The sequence below is a fragment of the Agarivorans sp. genome, from assembly GCF_050295395.1.
Classification (GTDB): domain Bacteria; phylum Pseudomonadota; class Gammaproteobacteria; order Enterobacterales; family Celerinatantimonadaceae; genus Agarivorans.
The window spans coordinates 1-2,601 of sequence record NZ_JBNKPP010000137.1 but is presented as its reverse complement, the minus strand read 5'-3'; the positions used below and the strand labels follow the sequence as shown (position 1 = coordinate 2,601).

At 49.7% G+C, this 2,601-nt stretch carries 3 protein-coding genes; 2 read left to right on the top strand and 1 reads right to left on the bottom strand.

Annotation, left to right across the window (positions count from 1 at the left end; genetic code table 11):
* A partial coding sequence (locus ACQY6Q_RS08265; RefSeq protein ID WP_427980076.1) for a hypothetical protein occupies positions 1-183 on the bottom strand: 183 nt, incomplete at its 3' end.
* A 45-nt stretch (positions 184-228) separates the two neighbouring features.
* Between ACQY6Q_RS08265 and ACQY6Q_RS08260 the strand changes: the two genes are divergently transcribed.
* Together ACQY6Q_RS08260 and ACQY6Q_RS08255 are read left to right on the top strand one after the other, a co-directional pair.
* Complete coding sequence (locus ACQY6Q_RS08260) at positions 229-1,800, top strand: peptidoglycan DD-metalloendopeptidase family protein (protein ID WP_427980073.1); 1,572 nt, start codon at positions 229-231, stop codon at positions 1,798-1,800.
* A gap of 7 nt (positions 1,801-1,807) precedes the next feature.
* Positions 1,808-2,601: anhydro-N-acetylmuramic acid kinase (locus ACQY6Q_RS08255; RefSeq protein WP_427980071.1), on the top strand; the 794-nt coding region annotated here is incomplete at its 3' end.

Below are 2,601 nucleotides of genomic sequence, written 5' to 3'. Positions count from 1 at the left end.
GTAAATATTCGTCAAAAACCAAGCCATCTTCTTCCATAGAAAAGCCCGCGTAGCAAGGTTTTGAAAGTGGTCATTTTTAACTTGCACCAAGTTTACCCAGCGCGCGCTAAATTGGGTCTTAATCACGCTTCGGCCCACGCAGACTAGGCTCAGCAGTGCCTGCTCTGGCAATCTGTAGAGCATCTGGCTACAATCGCGGTAATCACTTGTTTGTATGTTGGAAGTAGATTGCAAAGCTTATTACCTAAACGCCATCGTCGTATTCTTGTTATTCTCAGCCTTGTGGTGTTGGCCGCTTTGCTCATTCCTAGTGAAAAAAATTCCCCTAGCGCCAGTCAACGTCAGAACTTAGATTTAAGCCTTAAACCGCAAAGCGCTATCGAGCTAAACCAAGCAGGCCCAAGCAAAATAGAGCCTTCTTTGGCAGACATCCAACAAAGACCAAAAGAGCCCCAAGAGGAAGTCACTCCAGTGGCGACTACAGCGAGCAATCAGCCAAGCCTAAGCAAGGCCGAAGCTCCCAGCGCCACGGCTCAAGAAAACTCAACAGCGCAGCCCCTAGCAGAGCCGATTCAAACGACAGCTATAACTAGCAAACTTGGCGATGAAAACTGGCTCAGCCAAATTGAACAAGGGGCAGAACTGCAATTAGGCATGCGCTACCCACTGCAACTGCAGCTTCCTGCTAGCCAACAAGCTGAAGCCAACGAACAGTTTTACACCTTAAAACGACAAACCGTAAAATCGGGTGACAGCTTAGCGCTGATTTTCGAGCGGGTAGGCTTAAGCGCCCGCACGCTACTCGATATTGACCAGCTAGGTGGCGAAGCCAAAAAATTACGCACCGTACATCCCGGCGACGTGCTGGATTTCTATCTTGATGATAACGACCAGTTAGTTGAACTGCGCTATCCCCAGTCGAAATACCAGAGCCTAGTTATCAACCGTGATGAGCAAGAGCAATTTCAAGCCCGTATCGATACCCAAGACTTAGAGGTAAGAACCAACTTTGCCCAAGGTACCATTAGTTCTAGCTTCTGGAATGCCGGGATCAGCGCCAATTTAACTCAGGGGCAAATTATGGCGCTGGCCGCCATTTTTGGTTGGGATATCGACTTTGCCTTAGATATTAGAAAAAATGACAGCTTCACCGTGTTATTTGAAGAACTCTATGTGGATGGCGAATTTGCCGGACATGGTGACATTATTGCTGCCGAATTTACTAACCAAGGCGAAGTATTTCGCGCCGTGCGTAATGAAGATGGCAACTACTATACTCCCGAAGGCCGACCGATGAGAAAGGCCTTCCTGCGCGCGCCGGTGAACTTCAAATACATCAGCTCTAATTTCAATCCTCGTCGTCTCCATCCTGTCACAGGTAAAGTAAGAGCACACAACGGCATCGATTACGCGGCTAGACCCGGCACACCGATAATGGCAGCCGGCGACGGGCGAGTCACTAAATCCGGTTACAACAAATACAACGGCAACTATGTGTTTATTCAGCACAGCAGTGCCTATGTCACCAAATACCTGCACCTGCAAAAACGTTATGTAAAAACTGGCGAACGCGTGAAACAGGGTAAAGTAATTGGCACCCTGGGAGCCACCGGTCGAGTCACCGGCCCGCATCTACACTATGAGTTTTTAGTACATGGGGTACACAAAAATCCGCGTACCGTTAAGTTACCCAGCCCAAAACCGCTACAGGGCGAACAAAAGCAACGCTTTTTACCGCTGGCTAAAGCCCGTATAACCCAGCTAGACAATACCAAACGGGTATTGCTAGCCATGAATTAGCCCGTTAATGACAGATATCTACTTAGGCCTGATGTCGGGCACCAGTATGGATGGGGTTGACGCGGTAGTGGCCGACTTTAGTCAAAGCCCGCCGAATATTCTGGCCCACCACCAACAGACTATTCCGGCTAAGCTACTTAAGCAACTGCATGGCTTATGTAGCCCCGCGGCTAATGAACTGGTCAACATGGCAGAAGCCAGCGTGGAGGTAGCCGAGCTGTTCGCCCAAGCGGCTAATGCCGCGCTTGAGCAAGCTCAGCTAAGCCCTTCACAGGTGCGAGCAATTGGCAGCCACGGCCAGACCATTCGGCACTTTCCCGAACTGGGTTTTAGCTTACAAATTGGCAGCCCCAGCCACATCGCCGTGGCCACCCAAATCGATGTGATCGCCGATTTTCGTAATAAAGACATGGCCTTAGCAGGCCAAGGCGCGCCCTTGGTGCCAGCCTTTCATCAGGCAATGTTTAGCCATGCTAGCGAAGCACGCTTCATTCTTAATATTGGTGGCATCGCCAATATCACTCGCTTAATACCGCAGCAAGCTTTACTAGGCTACGATACCGGACCGGGCAATACCCTGCTCGACCAATTTTATCAACGCCATCACCCCGAAGGCTTAAGCTATGATGACAAGGGACGCTGGGGCCGCAGTGGTCACTGTTTACCTGAGTTATTAACACAGTTATTGGATGATCATTACTTCAAGCTAGCGCCACCCAAAAGTACTGGCCGTGAGTATTTTAATTTGTCATGGCTAGACCAATACTTACAACAGCCCCAGTTTAGCCAGGCCCAAGCGGT